The organism is Bradyrhizobium sp. Ken64, from assembly GCF_055807555.1.
The window spans coordinates 16,968-39,940 of the sequence record NZ_JBVVPA010000005.1 but is presented as its reverse complement, the minus strand read 5'-3'; the positions used below and the strand labels follow the sequence as shown (position 1 = coordinate 39,940).

Below are 22,973 nucleotides of genomic sequence, written 5' to 3'. Positions count from 1 at the left end.
CAGCGCCATGGTAGACGCAAACACGGCCGTTCGGCCAGCGCCCGCATTGCTGCCGGCGCTTGGCGCTATGACCACGCTTCAGGCGCTGGTGGCGCTGGCTCTGTTCGCGCCGGGCGTGGTGGCACCGCGCGCCGATATCGAGGTCTGGCAGCTCTCGATGTTCTCCTGCGCCGTGTTCGCGGTCGGCATTCCCGCCTCGTTCTGGGGCGGCGGCTTCATCGCCCGCCTGGGCTCGCTGCGGATCGCGAGCCTCTGCGCGGCGGCGATCATCGCCAGCATGGCGCTGGCTTCGCTCGGCTCGACGGCGGCCCTGCTCGCAGCCGGCCTCTGTCTTGGCCTCGCCTTCGGACCGGAGACGCCCGCAAGCGCGGCGCTGCTGGCGCGGCTCGTGACGGCCGAGCGGCGCGCGTTCGTGTTCTCGCTTCGCCAGACCGGAAACCAGATCGGCGCCGTCTGCGGCTCGCTGGTTCTGCCCGCGATCGCAATCTCGCTCGGGCCAGCCTGGTGCTATGCCACCGTGGGCGCCAGTGCGCTGCTGGCGATAGCGTGGTTCGAGCGCCTCCGGCCGGCCTACGCCGTCAAGGTCGTGCCACTGCCGGAGCTTGGCCTCCGCACGCGGCTGGCACTGGTGACCGCGGATCGACGCATCGGAATGCTGGCGCTGGCCTCGATGCCCTTCAGCGCGATGCAGGTGTCGCTCAACACGCTCTTCGTCACGCTCGGCACCCGCGAGCTCGGCCTCAGCCATGTCGAGGCCGGCATGGCGCTTGCTTGCGCCCAGGCCGGCGGCCTGATTGGCCGGCTCGGCTGGGGCTTCGTCGCAATGCGCCTCAATGCCTCGCGCGGAGTTCTCGTCGTCATCGGCCTCGGTATGAGTTTCTGCGCCGCGCTGCTGGGCCTTGATGGCGCCTCACTCGGTCGCACCGGCCAGTTCGCGATTGCAGCTCTGTTCGGCCTGACGGCCTCGGGATGGAACGGTGTCTTCGTCGCCGAGATCGCACGCCTCGCCCCGCAGGACAGGATTGGCGAAACCACCGGCGCGGTGCTGACCGCATCGTACGCCGGTCTCTTGGCAGCACCAGCGCTGGTGTCGCTCCTGGACAGCGCAGCCAGTCTCGGTGCCGCCTTCTTCGCCTTGGCGTGCCTCGCCCTCTGCGGCACATTGGCACTGATCTGGGGAGGCCATGACAAAGGGAAGAAGTAGCGCGTGCGAGATTGCGGCCGACGTCTCCGCCGGACGAACGAGTGCGGTCGAGACCGCCAAGGCTGCGCTTGCGCGCATCGAGGCCGCCAAGGGGCTGAACGCGGTGGTGACGACCGCTCCCGCGCGTACGCTTGCCGACGCCGCAGCGGTCGATGATCGCCTGCGTGCCGGCGAGACGATGCCGCTCGCCGGTGTCCCCGTCATCGTCAAAGACAACATCTGGGTCCGTGACTGGCGTGTGACACAGGGCTCGCGCCTGTTCGCCGAATTCGTCGCGCCGCAGGATGCGATTGCGATCGAGCGGCTGCGCAAGGCCGGCGCCGTCGTGGTCGGCATCGGCGCAACGTCGGAATTCGCCTGCAAGGGCGTGACCACCTCGCCGCTGTATGGGCCAACGCGGCATCCGCTCGATCCAAAGTTGACGCCCGGCGGCTCGTCGGGCGGCCCTGCCGCCGCGGTTGCGGCCGGCCTCGTGCCGCTAGCGATCGGCACCGATGCGGGCGGCTCGAGCCGCAGGCCGCCGGCCCATGTCGGCGTCGCCGGGTTCAAGCCGTCCTATGGCGCGATTCCCTATGGGCCCGGCTTCGCCGAACCGTTCTTCGGCCTCTCCGTTATCGCGCCGATCGCCACTGACATTGCCGATATCGCGCTGGCGTTCGAGGCCATGGCCGGCGTCGATCCGCGCGACCCGGATTCAGCCGGCATCGCTCAAGAGGCCAAAAACATCGCCGGTCTGCGCATCGCGTTCTCGCCGCGCCTTGGGCTCGACGTCGCCATCGATGATGCTGTCGCTGATGGGCTCGTTTTCGCCATCGCGCGCCTCTCCGCCGCAGGCCTCGGCATCGCGCCGCGCGATCCCGTCTGGCCGGCGGGCGCGACGGAAGAGGCCATCATGCCGCTTCAGCACGCCGGCCTCGCCGCACTCTATCGAGACGCCTTCCGCGAGGATCCGACAGTGTTCGATCCTGACATCGCCAGACAGATCGAGCGAGGGCTGTCGTGGTCGGGCGCCGACGTTGCCGGTGCGCTGCTGGCAAGCGCCGCAATCGCCAATGCTTTCGCGGCATTCTTCACCGAGGTCGATCTGCTGCTGGCGCCAACTGTCCCCTGTGTCTCCTGGCCATTCACGCAGCTCGGACCCGACATGATTGGTGGCCGTGCGGCGAGCCCGCGCGCGCACGCGGTGTTAACGCCCTTTGTCAATCATGCCCGGCTACCGGCGATCTCGATACCTTGCGGAACTGATCGGTGCGGACTTCCATTTGGTCTTCAGATCATCGCCGCACGCGGACAGGACCGCACGCTGCTCGAAGCAGCGCTAGAGATCGAGGCCATGTTGCGAACATAATCCCGAGGGGCGGGCGGTGCGCTAATTGCCCGCTCAGTCTCCCAGCGGCCCTTTGGCGTCCCCGTCGCTCCCCTTCAGCAACTCGTATTTGATCCGCCGCATGCGTGCCTGGGCTTCGAGCGGTTTGCAATAGGCAGTCGACGCCGCGAGCAGGTCGATGGTGGCGAGAATTGCATAACGCGACGCCGTCGGCTTGAGCGCGTCGGGCGCTTCCGGCACGTGCACGCCAAGCGCAATATCGGCAATTGAAGCCAGCCTGCTTTGCGGCCTGGTAATTGCGACGACCAAGGCGCCGTATTGCTTGGCGATACTGGCTGCCTCGATGACCTCGTTCGCTGCACCGGTGGTCGAGATGGCAACGACGACGTCATCCCGCCCGAAGGTCGCGGCGACCATGCGCATCAAGCTCGGATCGGAGGCATGCGAGACGGCAATCCCAAGACGAAAGAACCGGTTCTGAACTTCCGCCGCCGCAAGAGTGGAACCGCCCCCCACCCCGAACGCTGCAAGCTTCGAACAGCGGGAGATCGCTTCGGCAGCCCTCTCGATGTCTTCCTTGCGAAGTCCCTCCTCGGCAGCGGCGATTGCACGACGAATTTCCTGAAACACCGACCGCCAGAGCGCGGGGCGCGCCAGATCGGTCCCGACATGCGGGGGAAGCTCAACGTAAATCCGCCCGACCGCCATTGCTTGAGCCAGCCTCACCTTGAGGTCGCGGACGCCCCGGCAACCGACGGAGCGGCTGAACCGGGTTACTGTCGGCTCGCTGACGCGCGCCCGACGGGCCAACTCGGAATTGCTGGCGTGAACGGCATACTCCATATCGGCCAGCAGCACGGTGGCAACGCGTTGCTCGGACGGGCTGAGGCTTGGAGCGCTCTGCCTGATGAGGGAGATGATGTCGCCGGCCACGACATTGTCGTCGTCCGGCGGCTTCGAGATTCCTGCACGAACGGCTCTCGCCGGGTGATTTCGCTTTGCACGCGCCATTGCCCGCCCTTCCCCAGGTCAGATCAACCTGCGCCCTTGGCAAGAAGCTGCCGTAAGAAACCTTCAGCATCGACCAAACGTATATCGGCATGCCTCATCAAGAACAGCATTTTCCACTTGATAATTGCCAAATTGTGTATGTAACTTTCAAACAAGCAATAGCGTGCCATCAGCCAAACAGCTGAAAGGCACATCCCCTGCACCTGGAAGCAGGCGGTTCAACAAGGCGGGAGGGCGATCATGAGATACGGTCCAAGTGTCTTGATGCGTGGCGTCGTGGGGCTGGCCACCGCATCGTTCTTGATTGCGCAAGCGAATGCCGCCACCCTGCTGCGCGAAGCCACCATCGGAGAACCGCCGCCGCTCGATGTCATGCTGACGACAGCCGACGTCGCATCGGTCATCGGCCGCCATATCTTCGAGACCCTATATGCGCTGGACTCGACCTATACGCCGCGTCCGATGCTGGCCGAGAGCGATCGCGCGGAAGACGGCGGTCGGACCATCGTCATCAAGCTCCGCGAAGGTGTCCTCTTCCACAACGGCAAGGAGATGACCGCCAAGGACGTGGTCGCCTCGATGACGCGATGGGGCAGTTTCGGTGCGCGCGGCAAGCTCCTGATGGCGGCGGCTACGTCGGTCGAGGCGACCGGAAAGTATGAAGTCACGCTGAAATTGTCCGCGCCGAACGGCGCCTGGAAGGCTCTCATTGCGGACGTCAATGGCGGTCTTGCGATCTATCCGGAAGACATTGCCGCCAAAGCGGGAAACCGGCCGATCGAGCAAAAGGACTATATCGGCACCGGACCTTACAAGTTCGTGGAGTGGCGGCCGAACCGCTATGTCGAGGTGGAGAGGTTCGAGGGCTACAAGCCGGTGAAGGAAAAGGGCGATGGCTTCGCCGGCGCCCGAGTTGCGAGCTTCGACAAGATCCGTTTCATTCCGGTGCCGGACGTCGGCACGCGCGTGAGCGGCGTGCAGGCGGGCGACTACGACTATGCGGAAATGATCTCCGGCGATCTGTACGACTCCCTGAGCAAAGATCCATCGGTTCAGGTGCAGCGTACCAACGCGCCGATCTTCGGCCTTTTCTTCATGAACACGAAGCAGGGAATCCTGAAGGATAATTACAAGCTCCGCCGCGCCATCCAGACCGCGCTGGACAAGTCGCAGGCGCTGCGCGTCGCCTTCGGTCCCAAGGACCTGTGGAATGCCGAAGGATCGATCTTTCCCAACGGCACACCCTGGTACTCGACCGAAGGCGCCTCCAATTACAGTGCGCACGATCCGAAGAAGGCCAAGGAGCTCGCAAAGGAGGCGGACTACACGGGGACGCCGATCCGCCTGCTGGTCTCGACGAACTATCAGGCACACTATGACGAAGCTTCCGTCTTCACCCGCCAGCTGGCCGACGCCGGGATCAATGTTCAGATGATGGTCGTCGATTGGGCGACCCTTCTGAAGATGCGCGGCCAGCCGGAACAGTGGGACATCTTCGTCACCCACCATTCCTTCGCGCCCGACCCGCTGCTGCTGACGTTCCTGAATGCGAGCTATCCCGGCTGGTGGGACAGCCCCGAGATCGGCTCGCTTCGGGCTGAGTTGATCAACACCACCGATCCAGCCGCGCGCAAGTCGACATGGGACAAGATCCAGTCGCTGATCTATGAGCAGGTCCCGGTGATGAAAGTAGGTGATGCCTACACCTATGACATTGCTTCTCCCAAGCTCAAAGGGCTCAACCCAAACGGTCCCGTGTTCTGGAATGTGTCCACGAAATAAGGACGGGCAATGAGGCCGCGAGGACTGTCGAGCGCCGGCGCCGGCGCGCATCGTTGCCGCTGACCAGGCGCACAAGCACATGTGGTCTTACGCATTCAAGCGCGCAGGAACGACGGCGGTGACGCTGCTGGCAGCGTCCATCATCATCTTCGCGTTCATCCATATCGTGCCGGGTGACCCGATCTATGTTCTGCTCGGTGACACCGCGACTCCCGACCAGATCGACGCCTTGCGACACCAACTCGGTCTCGACCAACCGATTATCCTGCAATATCTCACTTGGGCCGGCCATGTGATCGAGGGCGACCTCGGGCGGTCGATCTTCTTCCAGGCGCCCGTGCTGTCGGTGATTGCCGATGGCGCCGAGACCAGCACCTTGCTCGCCACCATGACGATGATCTGGGTTGCGGTCATCGGGGTGCCGATCGGCATGATTGCGGCGGTCCGGCACGGCACGTGGCTCGATCAGGGATTGTCCGGTGGGGCGATGCTGATGGCCTCGATACCCACGTTCTGGGTCGGGCTCTATCTGATCCTGATCTTTGCCGCCTGGCTCGGTTGGTTTCCGAGCTCCGGTTATCCGTCGATCTTCGAAGGTGGTGTCGTCAATCTCCGATATCTCGTCCTCCCCAGCCTGGCGCTTGCGGCTCCGAATGCCGCTTTGATCCTGCGGCTGACGCGCGCCAGCATGCTCGACGTCTCCCGGGAGGACTACGTGCGCACGGCGCGTGCAAAGGGAATTAGGCCGTGGCAGGTCGTGCGTCGCCACATCTGGCGTAATGCACTCCTGGCGGTCGTCTCGGCCTTCGGCTTCACCTTCGCCGCACTGTTGTCCGAAGCGGTGGTGACCGAAACCGTGTTTGCCCTGCCCGGCATCGGCCGCCTCGTCGTTCAGTCGATCCTTCGTCGAGACTACCCTGTGATCCAGGGCGTTATCCTGGTCATCGTGGTGGTTTATCTCCTGATCAATCTGATCGTCGATCTGAGCTATCGTCTGCTCGATCCGCGGGTTGAACTCCAATGAGCAGCAACAGCGTGACCTTGTGGCTCAAGCCGTTTGTCGCCCGCCCGATCGCGCTGGCCGGGCTCGGGGTTCTTCTGGCGACTGTACTCGCCGCGGTCTTCGCACCGTGGCTGTCGCCTTACGATCCGTATGCCATCGATCCGCTGATCCGCCTGACGCCCCCGAACGTGACGCACTGGTTCGGCACCGACCAATTCGGCCGGGACACCCTCTCGCGCACCATTCATTCAGCACGCATGGCACTTCTGATCGGCTCGGGCGTGGTCGTCTTCGCTCTCGCGACAGGCGTTCCGGCCGGCGTACTTTCCGCTCTGTTCCCGCGGCTGGGTCACCTGCTGATGCGCATGGTCGACGTGCTGATGGCCTTCCCGACCCTGCTTCTCGCACTTGGCCTGATTGTCATCTTGAGCCCGAGTGTGGCCACCGTCATTCTGGCCATCGGGATCGGCTACATGACGACGACGACCCGCATTGTCTACGGACTGACACTGCGCTTGCGCGCGGAAACCTATGTCGAGGCGTCCCGCAGCATGGGCGCCGGAGCGGCATGGCTCATCAGTCGGCACATCTTGCCGAACCTGGTCTCACCACTTCTCGTGCAGGCCAGCTTCGTCTTCGCGTTCGCGCAGCTCGGCGCGGCTTCACTCGATTTCCTGGGCCTTGGCGCCCCGCCGGACATTCCGAGCTGGGGCAACATGCTGGCGGAATCACGGACCTTCATCACCCGCGCCCCGTGGCTGCTCTTCTTCCCAGGCATGATGATCGTGGTGACGGCCTTTTCTCTGAACCTGGTTGGCGATGCATTGCGCGATCGACTCGATCCGAGGTTCCGTCAAGTCTTCGGTGAGAAGGGTTAGGCTGTGCTGACAGTTTGCGACCTTACGGTGTCAGTGGGGCCGGAATCCGCGCCGGTCGACATCGTCGCCGGCGTGTCCTTCGGCTTGGCCAAGGGTGAGATTCTCGGTCTCGTCGGCGAGTCCGGTTGCGGAAAGAGCATGACCTCGCTTGCGGTCATGGGATTGCTGCCGCAGCCGGGTCCCCGGGTCCGGGCCGGGCGGGTCCTGTTGGAGGGCTGCGACGTAACGCGGTTGCAGCCCTGGCAACGTGTCGAAGCGGACCACGGCCGCATGGCAATGATCTTTCAGGAGCCGATGACCTCACTCAACCCGGTTCGTCGGATTGGCGATCAGATCGCCGAAGCCGTACGCGTGCATGAGGGGATTTCGGGTGCAGCTGCGCTGGTCCGTGCGCGCGAACTGCTCGAACTGGTCCGTATGCCCGACCCCAAAATGCAGCTGTCCGCGTATCCGCATCAGTTGTCCGGAGGCCAACGCCAGCGGGTCATGATCGCGATTGCGCTGGCCTGCAGGCCACAGGTGCTGGTCGCCGATGAGCCGACCACCGCTCTGGATGTCACCATACAGGTTCAGATTCTCGGGCTCTTGCGCGAGCTCTGCAATCGGCTCGATATGGCGATATTGTTCATCACCCACGACATGGGAGTCATTGCGCAGCTCGCCGATCGTGTCGCTGTCATGTACGCCGGCCGGATCGTGGAAACCGCGGCAGTCGATGCGCTGTTCGGCGCACCCCGTCATCATTACACCCGCGGACTGATGGATTGCATGCCGTCGCGAAATTCCGGCGCGCGCCGGCTGCCGACCATTTCTGGTCAGCCACCGCTGCCAGGTACGGTCGCTGCTGGCTGCGTGTTTGCCTTACGTTGCGCAGCGGTGCGCGATCAGTGCCGCGTGGCGACCCCGCCCCGCCTGGAAGCCTCCCAAGGGCACGAGGTGCTCTGCGCATTTCCACTGGCCGGCGGGGAGCTGCCATGAGCGGCAATGCCATCCTCGACGTCCGGGACATGATGGTCTCGTTCAGTGCCTGGCGAGCCGGTCGGAAATACCGGGTGCAGGCAGTCGATGGTGTATCGCTGTCGCTGGCGGAAGGCGAGGTCCTCGGGATCGTGGGCGAGTCCGGCTGCGGCAAGACCACGCTGGGCCGAACCCTCGTCGGGCTGGTCCGGCCCGACAGCGGCAACATCAATTTGAAGGGAACCGAATTGATCGGAGCCGGCGGCTCCGGCCTCCGCGAGATGCGTCTGAGCGTCCGAATGGTTTTCCAGGATCCCAATGCATCGCTCAACCCGCGGCGCACAATTGGAGATTCGGTCGCGGAGGCGGCCGACATCAGTGGCTTCTTCAAGAGCCGCGCCGAGCGCAGCGCGGCCATAGCTGCCACCTTGACGGCCGTCGGATTGAACCCGTCTTTCGCCGCTCGCTATCCCTACGAGCTGAGTGGCGGGCAGCGGCAGCGGGTCGGAATCGCACGCGCCATTCTTCCCACCCCGTCCATCATCGTCGCCGACGAGCCGGTCTCGGCCCTCGACGTTTCCGTGCAGGCGCAGGTGCTCAATCTGATGATGGATCTGCGTGACCAATTGAGACTGTCGATGCTCTTCATCTCGCACGACCTTGGCGTGATCGGGCAGATCAGCAGCCGCGTTGCTGTCATGTATATGGGCCGGATCGTGGAGCAGGCCGGGACGCGGACGGTCCTGGATCATCCGCTCCATCCCTATACGCGCGCATTGGTGGCGGCAATTCCGAAGCCGGATCCATCGAAGCGGATCCTGGGCGCGATCGAAATGGGTGAACCGCCAAGTCTCTTCACGCCAACGCGCGGCTGTGCATATGCGCCCCGCTGTCCAATGGCCAGCGATCGCTGTCTCGTCGATGTGCCACAACTTCTATCTGCAGGCGCGGACGGTCGGACGATCGCCTGCCACAACGTATAACCAGCGAGTGCCGCGCGCGGCAAAATCACGCAACGCCAACGCCTACGATTGATTTCTCCTCTATTCGAGCGATCCCATTCACCGGCGGCACTCCGCGACCGCCATGCGTCAGGCAGGTGAAAAACCGGCAAGCCTGACGCCTGTTGCACTGCGATGTTAATCGCGACGCAACATTCAAAATGAGACTGCCCGTTAAGCCGCACACGGCTCCGGCACGTGCGCTGCATCGGAGTTCGGTTAGCCTTCATTTCAAGAACCGTTGGTCTTGCTCGAACGCCGCACCGCGCGGCGGACGCGTCGGGGCGCGGTGAAAAACAGCGACAAGATCGTCCAGGGAGGAGAGCAATGTTGAAAGGCAGTCTAGGACTGATCGCGTTGGGCAGCCTGTTACTTTCGGGCACCGCCTTCGCACAGGAGAAGATCAAGGTCGGCGTCACCGCGACGCTCGAAGGCACCTACACCGTACTCGGCGAGGACGGCATCCGCGGATTCCAGACGGCCCTCAACGTCCTCGGCAAGAAGGTCGGCGACAAGGAACTTGAATTTGTCATCGCCTCGACCGATGCGACGCCGGACTCCGCCGTGCGGGCCGTGCGCAAGCTGATCGAGCAGGACAAGGTACAGATCCTGCTGTCGCCGCTCTCTGGTGACGAAGGCATCGCGGTCAAAAATTTTGCAAAGACCCATCCCGAACTGACGTTCATCAATGCCGCCTCCGGTGCCCAGGAAACGACCTATGTCGATCCCGCTCCGAACTTTTTCCGCTACAATATGGATGGCGCGCAGTGGCAGGTGGGCCTCGGCAAGTACGCTTTTGACCAAAAGAAGTATCGCAAGATCGCGACCGTCGGCGAAGACTACTCATTCATCTATACGCAGGTGTTCGGCCTCGTGCTCGAGTTCTGCGGTGCTGGCGGACAGGTCACCAACCGGCAATGGGTGCCGCTCGGCACCAAGGACTTTGCCTCGGTTATCGCCGCACTGCCCGACGACGTCGACGCAATCTATCTCGGCCTCGGCGGCGCCGACGCCGTCAACTTCCTGAACCAATATCAGCAGGCCGGCGGCAAGGCGCATCTCATGGGCGGCTCGATCATGATCGACCAGACCATCCTGTCGTCCAAAGGAAACGCCAAGAATGCCCTGATCGGCACGCTGGCCGCGAGCGGCCAGGCCGACACCTGGGAGAACCCGAGCTGGCAGAAGTTCGTAAAGGACTATCAGGACGCCTTCCCGCCCAACAAGCGCTTCCCGAGCCCATCGCTGCTCGCCACCAACTATTACGGCTCGACCATGGCGCTGATCCTGGCGCTACGTCAGGTCAACGGAGATCTCTCCAACAATCAGGCCAAGTACAAGGAGGCCCTCGCCAAGATCGAGATCGACGCACCCAACGGCAAGATCAAGCTGGACTCCAACCGCCAGGCGATCGGCACCAACTTCGTCACCGAGGTTGTCGACGACGGCAAGGGCGCGCTGTTCTCAAAGGTCGTGAACGTGATCCCGAATGTCAACCAAACGCTGGGTTACGATCCCGCGGTGTTCGCCAAAATCGGTTTGCCGAGCCGCACAGTACCTGAATGTAAGAAGTACTGACCTAGTCTCATTCGCGAACGATGACTGGCCGGGGAGAGATTTGCCAGAAGCGCGACACGTGCGCCCTTGCATTCTCTCCCCGGTTGTTGAACGCTACCAAAAAAATACCAAGAGCTTTTGGGAGGAGAGGCATGAGCCGGGCGCTCGCCGTCTTCCACGGCCGCTTTGGTCGGGCGACGGTCTATCAGTTGAACCGCCCTTTCAACATCCACGCACATCGCGAAGGTCATTTGATCTTCCATGTCGGCGGGCGTTCCGCATGCATCGATGTCAGCGACGGACGTTACGAGCTCACCGAAGGTTCCGTCGTCGCGGTCAATCCGTGGGAGCCGCATAATTTCCTGCCGTCCGATCTCGACGGCGGAGCCGTTTTCTTCGTGCTCTACGTCAATGCGGAGTGGTTCGCGCCCGATGCGCCCGGCGCCGATCGCCTGCGCTTCGGCCGTACCCAGTTCACGCGGTCGGTTGCGCTGGACAAGCACATCAGGCACGCAGCCGCCCTCGTGTGCGGCGCTCCCTCGCTCAACAGCCTCGATGGCGAGCTGAGAAGCCTGATCGACATCTGTTATGACGAAAGCTGGCAACAGGCCGCGACCGCGCGCGATCCGCGTGCAAACGGTTCCGTCACGGATTTTCGCGTGCGCAAGTGCATCAAGATGATGTCGGAGAGTCCCGGCGCCGAGATCGAGCTCGATACCATTGCGCGCGAATCCGGCCTGTCGCGGCCGCATTTCTACCGGCTGTTCCGCACCCAGACCGGCGTTACGCCACATCTCTATCTCAACACGCTGATGATGGAGCAAGCGCTGGAGGCGCTGGTGGCGAGCGAAGCGCCGATCGCCGATATCGGCTTCGATCTCGGCTTCTCGTCGCAGAGCGGATTCACCCGCTTCTTCGCCGCCAATGTCGGCATGGCGCCGACCGATTATCGCCGCGCGGCCAAGGTTTTGCGCGCCTGAGGCCACGCGAAAAGATACTCACGATCAAGCGCCTCCCTTACAGCCGCATTAGGATGCGACAAACGCGGTCCCGAAACGAGGATCGCGCGCGATAGGGAGCGCACGTTCATGGCAGGGCTTGCGGCCGGCAACGGTCTGCGTGCCCCTCCGCCCCGCTTGCTGGGTGAGAGATGGGGTGACGTGAAGACGGAGCGGCGATCATGACCCGCTTTGTCGAACGCCATCCCGCCTGGGCACTGATCGTCATCATCGTGATTGCGGTGGCGCTTTGGCTGATTTTCGCAGTCTGGCCGCAGAGCGTCGAAGATGCGTTCGGCCGCAAGCGGGTCTTCCTCAACGCGCTCTTCAACGGCATCACGCTCGGCGGTCTCTATTTCCTCGTCGCCAGCGGTTTTACGCTGATCTTCGGCCTGATGCGTAACGTCAACCTCGCGCACGGCTCGCTCTATTTGTTCGGCGGCTATGTCGGCTACGCCATCAGCGCCGCGACCGGCTCATGGGTCCTCAGCTTCATCGTCGCTTTCATCCTGACGGCACTGGTCGGCGTCCTGCTCCAGGTCCTCGTCTTCCGCCGCATGGAGGGCCAGGACCTGCGCCAGACCATGGTGACGATCGGTCTCTCGATCGTGTTCGCCGATTTGATGCTCTGGGCCTGCGGCGGCGATTTCTATCAGATCCAGACTCCGAGCTGGCTGATCGGACCTGTAGAGCTGCCGCTGGTCACGGCGGTCAAATCCTCAGGCGAGCCGGTCTATCTCCGCTATCCCATGGTCCGGCTCGTGATCTTCGCCGCCTCCGTCGTGATCGGCGTGGCGATGTGGCTGGCGCTCAACCGCACGCGGATCGGCATGATCATCCGCGCCGGCGTCGACGATCGCGACATCCTGGCTGCGACCGGGGTACGGATCCAACTCGTTTTCGTGGTGGTGTTTGCGCTCGGCGCCGGCCTCGCCGGAATCGCCGGCGTCGTTGGCGGAACGTTCCAGTCGCTCTCGCCCGGCGAGGATATCCGCTTCCTGCTCGCTTCCCTCGTCGTGGTGATCGTCGGTGGCATGGGCTCGATCCCGGGAGCTGCGCTGGGCGCGCTCATCATCGGCCTCGCCGAGCAGCTCGGCTCGGTCTACATCCCGACCTACGCCATCGTCGTGACCTTCCTGATCATGGTGCTGGTGCTGGCAATTCGGCCGCAGGGCCTGTTGGCGAGGCGCTGACATGTCCCTCGCTCACGACGCCCGCGTCCCGGTTCGTCCCACCGCTGCGGTGCAGCGCTCGAAATTGCGCGGATGGCCGGAGATCGACAATCCGGCGGCCTGGGCCGTCGCGGCCATTCTTCTGATCATGCCGCTGATCGCCAACGGCTTCTTCCTGATCGAAATCTTTGCGACCACGCTGATTCTCGGACTCATGGCGCTGAGTCTGATGTTTCTTGCCGGCTATGGCGGCATGGTCAGCCTGATGCAGCTCACCATCGCGGGTTTCTCCGCCTACATGGTCGCGGTGTTTGGCGTCAGCGGCAACGCCAATATCAGCCTGAGCTGGCCGTGGTGGCTTGCGGTCCCGATGGCGCTTGCGCTCGCGACCATCTTCGGCACCCTCGGCGGCGCGCTGGCGGTGCGCACCGAGGGCATCTACACCATCATGATCACGCTCGCGATCGGCGCGGCGTTCTATTATTTCACCAACCAGAACTGGGCGATTTTCAACGGCCATACCGGCATCAATACCGTTGCCACGCCGCACTTCTGGGGCGTCAACTGGCGCGCCGACATTCCCTTCTATTATATCGTCCTCGCGGTAGCCGCGCTGTGCTACTTCGCCGTCGACTACATCTCCCGCGCGCCGTTCGGCCTCGCGTTGCAAGGTGTCCGCGACAATCCCCGCCGCATGGCGGCACTCGGCTTTAACGTCAATGCGCATCGCGTCGCGGCCTACGTCTTCGCGTCCTTTGTCGCGGCGCTGGCAGGGGTACTCCAGGTCTGGAATTACCGGCAGATTTCGCCGGGATCCGTGAGCGTTGGGGCCTGCATCGATATCCTCATCATCGCAGTCGTCGGCGGCATCACGCGCCCCATAGGACCCTTTATCGGCGCGCTGATCTTCGTACTGCTGCGCACCTTCGCACTCGACTTCCTGGTCAAGCTGGGGCTTGACGGCAACCGCTTTCGGCTCCTGATCGGCCTCGGCTTCCTCGCCATCGTATTCTGGTCCTCGGACGGCGTCATCGGGCTCTGGCAGAGCTGGCGGCGCCGCCAACGCTCCGGCGCGGCAAGTTCAAGCGGACGACATGGCCAAGAATCTGGCCGAGGATCCCGCCATGGATAGCGTCGCGCAACGCCTCTCTGTCGTGGGCGCCGGCGCGGCGCTGGAGCTGCGCGGCGTGACACGTCTGTTCGGCGCGCTCGCGGCACTCACCGACATCACCATTACCGTCCGCCCCGGCGAACGGCGCGCCGTGCTTGGCTCCAATGGCGCCGGCAAGACCACGCTGTTCAACTGCATCACGGGCGACTTCCCACTTTCTTCCGGCACCATCCGCTTCTTCGGCGAGGACGTCACGCACTTCCCGCCCTATGAGCGCATCCGCCGTGGCCTGCGCCGGACTTACCAGATCTCCGCGCTGTTTCCCGGCCTTACCGTCCAGGACAACGTCTACCTCGCCTGCCGTGGCGTCTCACGTGGGCGCTTCTCGTTTCTCCGCCCCGGTCAGAACGATGCGTTGATGCACGCTGCTGAAAATCTCGTGCAGGCCGTCCATCTCTCGGGCGTGAAGGATCAGCGCGTTGCCGAGCTCGCTCATGGCCAGCAGCGCCAGCTCGAAATCGCACTTGCGCTTGCCGGCGCGCCGCGATTCGTCCTGTTCGATGAACCGGCCGCGGGACTGTCGCCGACCGAGCGTGCCGAGCTGATCGAAATATTGACCTCCCTGCCCGCGCATATCGGCTACATCATCATCGAGCACGACATGGACGTCGCCCTGCGCGTCGTCGAGAGCGTCACGATGATGCACAACGGGCGGATCTTCAAGGAAGGTCGTCCGCAGGAGATCGAGTCCGATCCCGAAGTGCAGCAGCTTTACCTCGGAGGCGGCCATGAATGAGGTCCGCCGTACCGCCGCCGCCCTCGAAGTGCGCGGCCTGGACGTCTATTATGGCCATTCGCATGCGCTGCAGGGCGTGGATCTGACGCTCGAAGCCGGCGTGTTCTCGGTCGTCGGCCGCAACGGCATGGGCAAGACCACGCTATGCAAGGCCATCATGGGGCTGGTGCCGGTCAGCGGCGGCTCGATCCGCATCCGCGGGGATGAGATCACCCGACAGCCGCCTGCCCACATAGCGCGACTTGGCGTCGGCTATGTTCCGCAGGGACGCCGGCTGTGGCGTTCGCTCAGCGTCGACGAGCATCTGCAGCTTGCAGCCGGCTTGCGCCGCGGCCCTTGGACGGTGGAGCGCATCTACAAGACGTTTCCGCGGCTGGCCGAACGCAAGGATCACGGCGGCGGCCAGCTCTCCGGCGGCGAGCAACAGATGCTTGCGATCTCCCGCGCGTTGCTCACCAACCCGCGGCTCCTGATCATGGACGAGCCCACCGAGGGGCTCGCGCCCGTCATCGTGGCCCAGGTCGAGGAGATGCTGCTACGGCTTGGCGAGGACGGCGACATGTCCGTGCTCGTGATCGAGCAGAATATCGGCGTGGCGACCGCCGTGTCGCGCAACGTCGCGATCATGGTCAACGGTCGCGTCAACCGCATCATCGATTCGGTGCGGCTTGCCGCCGATCGCGAACTGCAGCAGCGCCTGCTCGGTGTCGGAATGCACGCCGGACTCGAGCTCGACCTCGACGTGCCACCGGCGGATACGGAAGCGAAGCCTCCTCCGCAGCAGACGCGTCCAGGCGGCGCGATCCGCATCTACATGTCAAACCCGACGCCGCCGACACGGTGGTCGCAACCTGTGCCGATCGCCCGCATCGAGGCTGCGGCCCGCACGTTCTCGACACAAGTGATGCGTCTCGACGAGACGACACGGCGACGGCACGAACCCGTTGCCACGCAAACGCAGGGCCCCCCGGTCGTGCTCGTCGTCGGTACGCTCGACACCAAGGGCACGGAGCTCCGCTTCATCCGCGACATCATCGCCGGGACCGGCCTGCGAACCCGATTGGTCGATGTCTCCACCAGCGGCAGGCACGCGGCCAGCGACGTCTCCGCCCAGGAGATCGCCTTGAACCATGGTCGCGGCGGATCGGCGGTGTTCGGACCGGACCGCGGCGCCGCCGTCACCGCGATGGCCGAGGCCTTCGCCAGCTGGTTGCGGCGCCAGAACAATGTTGCCGGCGTGATTTCGGCGGGCGGCTCGGGCGCAGCGTCGCTGGTCGCGCCCGGTATGCGGATGCTTCCTGTCGGGGTGCCGAAGCTCATCGTCTCGTCCGTCGCCTCCGGCGACGTCGGGCCCTATGTCGGCCCCGCGGACATCACCATGATGCATTCCGTCGCCGACGTACAGGGCCTCAATTCGATCTCGCGCGCCGTGCTGGCCAACGGTGCCAACGCACTGGCCGGCATGGTCAAGGCGCGCCTTGATCAGCATGCACGGAAGGATCGCGACGACAGCGGATTGCCGTCGGTCGGCATCACCATGTTCGGTGTCACCACGCCGGCGGTGCAGAAGATCGCGGCCGACTTGCGCGAGGATTTCGAGTGTCTCATTTTCCACGCCACCGGCGTCGGCGGACGCTCAATGGAGAAGCTCGTCGATTCCGGGCAGCTCGCAGGCGTCATCGACCTCACGACCACGGAGGTCGGCGATCTTCTGATGGGCGGCGTGTTCCCTGCCACCGACGACCGCTTTGGCGCCATCGTCCGCAGCCGGGTGCCTTATGTCGGCTCGGCGGGCGCGCTCGACATGGTGAATTTCGGCGCTCCTGAGACGATCCCGGAGCGCTACCGCGGCAGGAAATTCCACGTCCACAACCCGCAGGTCACACTGATGCGCACCACCGCGGAGGAGAACGAGCGCATGGGGCACTGGATCGCCGATCGGCTTAATCGGATGGACGGTCCGGTGCGCTTCTTCCTGCCCGAGGGCGGCGTCTCCGCGCTCGACGCGCGCGGACAGCCGTTCTGGGATCCAGAGGCCGATGCGGCGCTGTTCCGCACGCTGGAGCGTAACGTGCGGCAGACCGCCAACCGTCAGCTCATTCGCGTTCCCAAGAACATCAATGACCCCGAGTTCGCCTCCACCCTTGTCAGCGCGTTCCGAACATTGTTCGGCCGCACCGGGGCGCGCCGGAGATTAGCGAGGTGACCGATGGCCCGGTTTGAACGCGCTGCACTGTTGAAGCGCTTCCGCGACATGGCAAGGCGCGGCGAGCCCATCGTCGGCGGCGGCGCCGGCACCGGCCTTTCGGCAAAATGCGAGGAGGCCGGCGGTGTCGACCTCATCGTCATCTACAATTCCGGCCGCTACCGCATGGCCGGCCGGGGTTCGCTCGCGGGATTGATGGCTTACGGCGACGCCAACGCCATCGTGCTGGAGATGGCCGGCGAAGTGCTGCCCGTCGTGACCAGGACGCCAGTGCTCGCAGGCGTCAACGGCACGGATCCGTTCCGCGACATGGATCTTTTCCTGGACCAGTTGAAAGCGCTCGGCTTCGCCGGCGTACAGAATTTTCCGACCGTCGGCCTTATCGACGGCGTGTTCCGCGCCAATCTCGAAGAGACCGGCATGTCCTACGCGCTAGAGATCGACATGATCGCAAAGGCGCGCGAGAAGGACCTGCTGACGACGCCCTACGTCTTTAGCGAGAAGGAAGCTGCCGCGATGGCGATCGCGGGCGCGGATATCATCGTGTGTCATCTGGGCCTGACGACCGGGGGCAGCATCGGCGCGCAGACGGCACTCAAGCTGGCGGATTGCCCAGCGCACATCGACACCTGGGCCTCCGCTGCGCTCGGCGTCAATCCGGACATTCTGGTGCTCGCGCACGGCGGACCGATCTCCGATCCGGACGATGCCGATTTCATCATGAGGAACACACGCAATTGCCACGGCTTCTACGGCGCCTCCTCGATGGAACGGCTGCCGGTCGAGCGGGCGATGACGGATCAGGTTCGCAAATTCAAGGCGATCGGCGCGCGATAACGCCGAAAGGTCGAGGGAGAGAAACATGTCAGGGACTCTGGTCGGTGAATTGATCCTCTGGCTGATCGTCGCCGTCGTGGTGATCGTGGTCGGCGTCTACATCGTGAACTGGCTCTATCACCGCTCGTCCAAAGAGACCTCATTCGTTCGGACCGGCCTGCTCGGCGAGCGCGTTGTGATCAATGGCGGCGCCTTCGTGCTGCCGTTCATCCACGACTACACGCCAGTCAACATGAACGTGCAGCCGATGGGCATCGTGCGTTCCCGGCAGGACGCCGTGATCACCCGTGACCGCATGCGCGTCGACATCGAGGCCGATTTCTATGTCAGGGTGCAGGCGACCCGCGAAGCCGTGTCTATCGCGGCCGCCACGCTCGGCCGCCGTACCATGGAGCCCGAACAGCTCCACGCCCTCCTCGCCGGAAAATTCATCTCCGCCATTCGTTCCGTTGCCTCGGAGATGACCCTCGAGCAGATGCACGAGCAGCGCGGTGAGTACGTCGCCCGCCTCAAGGCGAACGCGGCAGAGGCCCTCGCCCAGAACGGACTCGAGCTGGAGTCAGTGGCGATCACCGATCTCGACCAGACCGATCTCGAATTCTTCAACCCCTCGAACCGCTTCGACGCCGAAGGTCTGACCCGCCTGATGGAGGACATCGAGGCCAAGCGCAAACTGCGCAACGACATCGAGCAGGATTCGATGATCAAGATCCGCTCTCGCAACCTGGAAGCCGAGCGGCAGGCTCTCGAGATCGAACGCGAAAGCGAGACGGCGCGCCTCGAACAGGAGCGTGACATCGAGATGCGCCGGGCCCTGCAACGCACCGAGGTCGCACGCGAGCGGGCCCTGCGCGAGACCGAAGCCGAGCAGGCGCAGATTTCCGCCCGTGAAACCATCGAGAAGGCGCGAATCGCCAACGACCAAGCGATCGCCGAAGCTCGCATCGCCTCGGAGCGTGAGACCCGTCAACGGGAGATCGAGCGCACCCGCACTATCGAGGAGAAGGAGCTGCTCGCACGAGAGGAGATCGAGAAGACCCGGATCGCCAACCAGCGCTCGATTGATACCAACCGCATCGCCTCCGAGCGGGAGGTGCGCCAGCGCGAAATCGAGCGGATGCAGACCATCGAGGAAGCCGAAATCGCAGCCCGCGAGGCGATCGAGAAAGCGCGTATCCAGCAAGACCGCGTCGTGACCGACGCCCGCATCGCCAACGAAGAGGAGACCCGGCGCCGCGAGATTGATCGGACCCGCGCTGTGGACGAAGCCGAGATCGCTGCCCGCGAGACGACAGAAAAGGCCCGCATCGCCCAGACCATGATCGTCAATGTCGAGCGCATCGCGTCCGATGAGCGCACCCGCGCGCTGGAGATCCAGCAGGTGCGTAACATCCAGGAAGCCGAGATTGAGGCGCAGCGCGCAGTCGAGGCTGCGCGCATCGACCGGGAGCACAGGCTCGCCGTCGAGCGCATCGCAGTCGAGCAGAATACCCGGCAGCTGGAGATCGAACGCAACCAGACGCTGGAAGTCGCAGAGGTCACGGCGCGCGAAGCCACGGAAGCTGCCCGCATCACCCAGCAGGAACGCGTGCGGTCCCTGGAAATCGCCCGCAACCGCGCCGTCGAGGAAGCCGACATTGCCTCACGCGAAGCCATCGAGGCCGCCCGGATCGCCCAGGAGAAGTCCGTTGCAGCCGAGCGTATCCAGGCCGAGCGTGACACACGCGCGCTCGAGATCGAACGCACAGCCGTACTCGAGGCGGCCGAGTTGAAGCGGCGCGACGCCATTGAGCGCCAGCGCATCGGCGTCGATCTCGCGCTCGAAGCCGAGCGGATCACGTCCTCCAAGAAGCGCGAAGTCCTCAACATTGAGCACAAGAAGGCGATCGAGATTGCGGATGAGGACCGCGTCATTGCGCTCTCGACCAAGAAGTCCGAGCGCATCGACGCCGACCGCCAGGTCAGGCAGGCCGAGATTGTCGCGCGCAAGGAGGTCGAGACCACCGACGTCTCGCGCGAGCATGCGCTGGAGGCGGCGCGGATCGAACGTCGCCGTTCGATCGAACAGCTCGAAGTCGCTCGCGTCCAGTCGCTCCAGGAAGCCGAGATTGCCGCGCGGGAAGAGGTCGAGCGCTCCCGCATTGCCTCCGATCGCGGCCTCGACGAGGCCCGCATAGGCCGCGAGCGCGAGCTGCGCAAGCTTGAAATCAATCGGGAGAAGGAGGTCGAGACCGTTCTGATGGAGAAGGCGATTGCCATCCACCTGAAGTCGCTTGAGGAATCTGCGGCCAAGACCTCGGCCGAGGAAGCGCGGGTGCATGCCACCGAAGCCACCGAGCGCGTCATCACCGCGCGCGAGAGCGAGATCGCGAAGCGCCGGAAGACCGTGGAGATCCTGATCGCCGAGAAGCAGGCCGAGGAGACGCGAATTGCCGCGGAAGCCGAACGGATCCGCGCTGCAGTCGAGGCCGAGGCCCAGCGTATGCTCAACGAGGCCGAGAACGTGCTGACCGACCAGGCGCGGTACTCGCTTTTCCGTAGAAAGCTGCTCGACCGCATCGAAGGCATCGTCCGCGAGAGCGTCAAGCCGATGGAGAAGATCGAGGGCATCCGCATCCTCCAGGTCGATGGCCTCAACGGCAACGGCCATGGCGGCAATGGCGGCCGTAGCGCGACCGACGAGGTGATCGACTCGGCGCTGCGCTACCGCGTCCAGGCGCCGCTGATCGACTCGCTTCTGGCGGACATCGGCGTCGAAGGCGGCAGCCTCGCCAAGATGCCAGGCTTGATCCGGGAGGCTCGCGACATGCAGGGCATCAAGGACTCCGCACGCAAGGGCGGCGGCGGCGGCGAGAAGCCAGCCGCTGCACCCTCGCCGTCGGCCGACGGCGAGCCGCCCGCCGAGCGCAGCCCTCGGAAGAAGAGCTGAGGTCGCACCATGGCCCGCGTCTACGTCTCAACCGTCGTCAACGCACGCAACGATCGCGTCTGGGCGCGGGTACGCGACTTCAACGGTCTGCCGAACTGGCATCCGGCGATCGCGGAAAGCCGTATCGAGGGCGGCGAGCCCTCTGACAAGATCGGCTGCGTCAGGGACTTTCGCCTGCGCAACGGAGATCGCATCCGGGAGAAGCTGCTCGGCCTGTCCGATTACGACATGTTTTGCACCTATTCGATCCTCGAATCCCCGATGGGGGTCGAGGACTACGTCGCGACGCTTCGGCTGACGCCCGTCACGGATGGCGACCAGACCTTCATGGAATGGACCGCCGAGTTCGACTGCGCACCCGAGCGGGAGCCGGAGCTCGTCGCGAGTATCGGCGGCGGCGTGTTCCAGGGCGGCTTCGACGCCCTCAAGCGCCAGTTCGGAGGCTGAGCGCCGTGCCGCATATCGTCAAGAGCACGATCCTGGATGCGCCGACCGGCTCCGTGTGGGCGGTGCTGCGCGACTTCAACGGGCACGATCGTTGGCATCCGGCGGTCGCGACCTCCACGATCGAGCGTGCGCAGGCCTCAGACAAGATCGGCTGTGTCAGGCGGTTCAAGCTCCAGGACGGCTCCGAGCTGCGCGAGCAATTGCTGACGCTGTCGGATCTGGAGCAGACCTTCAGCTATTGCCTGCTCGATACGCCGGTCCCGATGTTCAACTACGTGGCCCACGTCCGCCTGCTGCCCGTGACGGACGGCGACCGCACCTTCTGGCACTGGGAATCCCGCTTCTCGACGCGGCCGGAGGACAAGGACCGGATCACCCACATGGTCGCAGAAGATATCTACCAAGCAGGGTTCGACGCGATCCGCCGGCACCTCAAGGAGGCTGTGTCAACATGACTGTGACGGTGAAGACCTTCACGAGCTCGAGCGAGGCCGCCGCGGCGCTGTCGTCCGATCGCAACGCGCGCTATCTCGGCGGCGGCACGCTGGTGATGCGCGCGCTGAACGAAGGCGACATCTCGCTCACGACCGTCGTGCGCGCCAATGACCAAGCCTTGACGCGGATCGACCCGGCCGGTCCGCGGATCACCCTGGGTGCTGGCGTCACTTTCGCCCGGATTCTGGCCGAGCGCGACCTCGCTTTCCTGCACGCCCCGGCCCGCTCGATCGGCGGCCCGGCGGTGCGCAACATGGGTACGGTGGGCGGCAATCTGTTCGCGCCAAATCCCTATGGCGATTTCACCGTCGCCCTGCTTGCGCTCGATGCCACGGTGGCGCTGCAAGGCGGCTTTGGATCGCGCGACATTCCAATTGAGGAGTTCTTGCAGTCGCGCGAAAGGCAGGCGGGCACGCTCGTGCTGTCGGTGTCGTGCACGCGACCCACCAGCGCGGAGGCTTTTCGCTACCGCAAGATCGCACGGATCAAGCCCAAGGGCGGCTCGGTCATCACGCTCGCCGCACATCTGCCAATCAGTGGCGGACGGATCGCTGCGGCACGAATTGCATTGGGATCGATGGCGCCGACGCAAATACGCGCGCGGGCGGCCGAACGCGCTCTGGAAGGCCGCGCGCTCGATGCAGCAACCGTTGCGGCCGCAGCCTCTGCAGCCGTGGAAGGAACATCGCCGTCCGACAACGCGCTCGGCAGCGCCTGGTACCGCCGCGAGATCGTCGGCGTCCATCTGCGTCGTCTTCTTTTGGGTCAGGAATAGATCGTATGGCCAAGACTGCCCTGCAATTTCGTCACAACGGCAGCGATGTCGCCATTTTCGTTGATGGCGGCACCAACCTGCTCGTCGCGCTTCGCGAATTGATCGGCGACATGACTCCGAAATTCGGTTGCGGCCAGGGGGGCTGCGGCACGTGCAGCGTCCTGATCGACGGCGAGCTTCATCTCTCCTGTCTGACGCTGGCCGAGTCCGTCGCCGGCCGCTCCGTCGAGACGCTGGATAGCCTGAAGCAGGGACCAAACCTGCATCCGCTGCAGCGCGCTTTCGCCGAGAATTTCGCTGCGCAGTGCGGCTATTGCACGCCGGGCATGCTGATGGCGGCCAAGGCGCTGCTCGACCGCAATCCCTCCCCGAGCCGCGCCGAGATCGTCGAGGCGATCTCCGGCAACATCTGCCGCTGCACCGGCTACGAGCCGATCATCAACGCCATCCTCGCCGCCTCCGGCGGCCGGGTGAGCGCCTGAAGGAC

The 22,973-nt window shown here is 64.3% G+C and carries 20 protein-coding genes; 19 read left to right on the top strand and 1 reads right to left on the bottom strand.

Annotated features, from left to right (window positions below):
* Positions 1–7: 7 nt before the first annotated feature.
* Positions 8–1,204: an MFS transporter gene (locus tag AC0L2F_RS10495; protein ID WP_473248320.1), complete on the top strand. Its 1,197-nt coding sequence runs from the start codon at positions 8–10 to the stop codon at positions 1,202–1,204.
* On the top strand, positions 1,185–2,552 hold the full coding sequence (locus AC0L2F_RS10490) for an amidase (protein WP_473248319.1): 1,368 nt from the start codon (positions 1,185–1,187) through the stop codon (positions 2,550–2,552). Before AC0L2F_RS10495 ends, AC0L2F_RS10490 begins: the two co-directional genes overlap by 20 nt.
* A 33-nt stretch (positions 2,553–2,585) precedes the next feature.
* Here AC0L2F_RS10490 and AC0L2F_RS10485 read toward each other — a convergent pair whose 3' ends face one another.
* Positions 2,586–3,542 (bottom strand): MurR/RpiR family transcriptional regulator, encoded by a 957-nt coding sequence (locus AC0L2F_RS10485; protein WP_063992913.1) that lies wholly within the window; start codon positions 3,540–3,542, stop codon positions 2,586–2,588.
* 240 nt (positions 3,543–3,782) lie between these two features.
* Between AC0L2F_RS10485 and AC0L2F_RS10480 the strand changes: the two genes are divergently transcribed.
* The 17 genes from AC0L2F_RS10480 (at position 3,783) to AC0L2F_RS10400 (ending at position 22,968) form a co-directional block, all read left to right on the top strand.
* A complete protein-coding gene (locus tag AC0L2F_RS10480; protein ID WP_473248318.1) occupies positions 3,783–5,324 on the top strand; it encodes an ABC transporter substrate-binding protein in 1,542 nt (513 codons plus the stop codon).
* Positions 5,325–5,403: 79 nt separating this feature from the next.
* Complete coding sequence (locus tag AC0L2F_RS10475; RefSeq protein ID WP_473248317.1) at positions 5,404–6,348, top strand: ABC transporter permease; 945 nt, start codon at positions 5,404–5,406, stop codon at positions 6,346–6,348.
* Complete coding sequence (locus AC0L2F_RS10470) at positions 6,345–7,205, top strand: ABC transporter permease (protein ID WP_473248316.1); 861 nt, start codon at positions 6,345–6,347, stop codon at positions 7,203–7,205. The genes AC0L2F_RS10475 and AC0L2F_RS10470 overlap by 4 nt, the downstream gene beginning before the upstream one ends.
* Positions 7,206–7,208: 3 nt before the next feature.
* Entirely contained in the window at positions 7,209–8,183 is a 975-nt protein-coding gene (locus AC0L2F_RS10465) for an ABC transporter ATP-binding protein (RefSeq protein WP_473248315.1), read from the top strand.
* A complete protein-coding gene (locus tag AC0L2F_RS10460) occupies positions 8,180–9,145 on the top strand; it encodes an ABC transporter ATP-binding protein (RefSeq protein WP_473248314.1) in 966 nt (321 codons plus the stop codon). Before AC0L2F_RS10465 ends, AC0L2F_RS10460 begins: the two co-directional genes overlap by 4 nt.
* A 345-nt stretch (positions 9,146–9,490) precedes the next feature.
* Entirely contained in the window at positions 9,491–10,741 is a 1,251-nt protein-coding gene (locus AC0L2F_RS10455) for an ABC transporter substrate-binding protein (protein WP_063992919.1), read from the top strand.
* A gap of 131 nt (positions 10,742–10,872) precedes the next feature.
* Positions 10,873–11,700, top strand: coding sequence for an AraC family transcriptional regulator (locus AC0L2F_RS10450; RefSeq protein WP_007608678.1), 828 nt, complete (start codon positions 10,873–10,875; stop codon positions 11,698–11,700).
* 200 nt (positions 11,701–11,900) lie between these two features.
* Positions 11,901–12,911 (top strand): branched-chain amino acid ABC transporter permease, encoded by a 1,011-nt coding sequence (locus tag AC0L2F_RS10445; protein ID WP_063992920.1) that lies wholly within the window; start codon positions 11,901–11,903, stop codon positions 12,909–12,911.
* Between the two features lies 1 nt (position 12,912).
* Positions 12,913–14,022, top strand: coding sequence for a branched-chain amino acid ABC transporter permease (locus AC0L2F_RS10440; protein WP_473248313.1), 1,110 nt, complete (start codon positions 12,913–12,915; stop codon positions 14,020–14,022).
* Positions 14,015–14,797: an ABC transporter ATP-binding protein gene (locus tag AC0L2F_RS10435; protein ID WP_473248519.1), complete on the top strand. Its 783-nt coding sequence runs from the start codon at positions 14,015–14,017 to the stop codon at positions 14,795–14,797. Before AC0L2F_RS10440 ends, AC0L2F_RS10435 begins: the two co-directional genes overlap by 8 nt.
* Positions 14,790–17,003 carry a Tm-1-like ATP-binding domain-containing protein gene (locus AC0L2F_RS10430; RefSeq protein WP_473248312.1) on the top strand — a complete coding sequence of 738 codons (2,214 nt, stop codon included), beginning with the start codon at positions 14,790–14,792 and terminating at the stop codon, positions 17,001–17,003. The genes AC0L2F_RS10435 and AC0L2F_RS10430 overlap by 8 nt, the downstream gene beginning before the upstream one ends.
* Positions 17,004–17,006: 3 nt before the next feature.
* Positions 17,007–17,840, top strand: a complete 834-nt coding sequence (locus AC0L2F_RS10425; protein WP_473248311.1) for a phosphoenolpyruvate hydrolase family protein — start codon at positions 17,007–17,009, stop codon at positions 17,838–17,840.
* 25 nt (positions 17,841–17,865) lie between these two features.
* Positions 17,866–20,769 carry a flotillin family protein gene (locus tag AC0L2F_RS10420; RefSeq protein WP_007608669.1) on the top strand — a complete coding sequence of 968 codons (2,904 nt, stop codon included), beginning with the start codon at positions 17,866–17,868 and terminating at the stop codon, positions 20,767–20,769.
* A gap of 9 nt (positions 20,770–20,778) precedes the next feature.
* Positions 20,779–21,216 (top strand): SRPBCC family protein, encoded by a 438-nt coding sequence (locus tag AC0L2F_RS10415; protein WP_007608666.1) that lies wholly within the window; start codon positions 20,779–20,781, stop codon positions 21,214–21,216.
* Between the two features lie 5 nt (positions 21,217–21,221).
* The gene (locus AC0L2F_RS10410) at positions 21,222–21,671 is read left to right on the top strand and encodes an SRPBCC family protein (protein WP_473248310.1); all 450 of its coding nucleotides are present in this window, start codon (positions 21,222–21,224) and stop codon (positions 21,669–21,671) included.
* The gene (locus AC0L2F_RS10405; protein WP_473248309.1) at positions 21,668–22,486 is read left to right on the top strand and encodes an FAD binding domain-containing protein; all 819 of its coding nucleotides are present in this window, start codon (positions 21,668–21,670) and stop codon (positions 22,484–22,486) included. The genes AC0L2F_RS10410 and AC0L2F_RS10405 overlap by 4 nt, the downstream gene beginning before the upstream one ends.
* A gap of 5 nt (positions 22,487–22,491) precedes the next feature.
* Positions 22,492–22,968, top strand: coding sequence for a (2Fe-2S)-binding protein (locus AC0L2F_RS10400; RefSeq protein ID WP_473248308.1), 477 nt, complete (start codon positions 22,492–22,494; stop codon positions 22,966–22,968).
* Positions 22,969–22,973: the final 5 nt, after the last annotated feature.